The sequence below is a fragment of the Streptomyces sp. SID11385 genome, assembly GCF_010548245.1.
GTDB lineage: Bacteria > Actinomycetota > Actinomycetes > Streptomycetales > Streptomycetaceae > Streptomyces.
Map to the genome: position 1 here is coordinate 1 of NZ_JAAGLR010000549.1, position 973 is coordinate 973.

Genomic DNA, 973 nt, shown 5'->3' on the forward strand with positions numbered 1-973 from the left:
GGAGCCGCGCGCCGCGGGACCCCGCGCGGCGACGCCTCCCGCGACGGCGTCCCGCACCCGGACTCCGCGCCGTCCGCGACCCCCGCCACGGGCGCGGGCCACCTCACGCTGCTCCTCGTCGAGAACGACCCCGCGGGCGCGCTCAGCATCCCCGAGATGCTCGACGCCTCCGGCAAGCCGATCCGGGTGCGCACCGCCCGCAACCTCACCGAGGCCGCCCGGCTCCTCACCGACGACGTGCACTGCGTCCTGCTCGACCTGAACCTCCCGGCGGCGGACGACGACGACCCGCTCGCCGTCCTGCGCCGCCTCCTCGCCCTCGCCCCGCACCACGCCGTCCTCGCCCTCACCGCCTCCGAGGACGTCGAGGGCGGTACGGAGGCGGTCCGCGTCGGGGCGCAGGACTTCCTCGTACGGGACGAACTCGACGGCCGCGTCCTGAGCCGCGCCGTCCGCTACGCCGTCGAGCGCAAGCGCGCCGACACCGCGCAGCGCCAGCTCACCGAGGGCCGCCTGCGCGCCCAGGAGAACGCGCGCCTGGAGCGCGGCCTGCTCCCCACCCCGCTCCTGGACGGCGCTCCGCTCCGCTTCGCCGCGCACTACCGCCCGGGGCGTTCGCGCGCGCTGCTCGGCGGCGACTTCTACGACACCGTGCGCACCCCGGACGGCACCGTGCACGCGATGATCGGCGACGTGAGCGGCCACGGCCCGGACGAGGCGGCGCTCGGCGTCGAGCTGCGCATCGCCTGGCGCGCGCTGACGCTCGCCGGGCTCAGCGGCGACCGCCTCCTCGCGACGCTCCAGGAGGTCCTGGAGCACGAGCGGGAGAACGAGGAGATCTTCGCGACGCTCTGCACCGTCGACATCGCCCCGGACGGGCGCGGCGCCGCGATGTGCCTGGCCGGGCATCCGGCCCCGGTCGTGCGGCGCGGCGGGGCGCGCGCCGAGCTGCTGCCGCAGGAGCCCTGCGGGC

At 77.6% G+C, this 973-nt stretch carries 1 protein-coding gene; it reads left to right on the forward strand.

The window, feature by feature from the left end:
* A partial coding sequence (locus G3I42_RS16745) for a fused response regulator/phosphatase (RefSeq protein WP_239096503.1) occupies positions 1-973 on the forward strand: 973 nt, incomplete at both ends.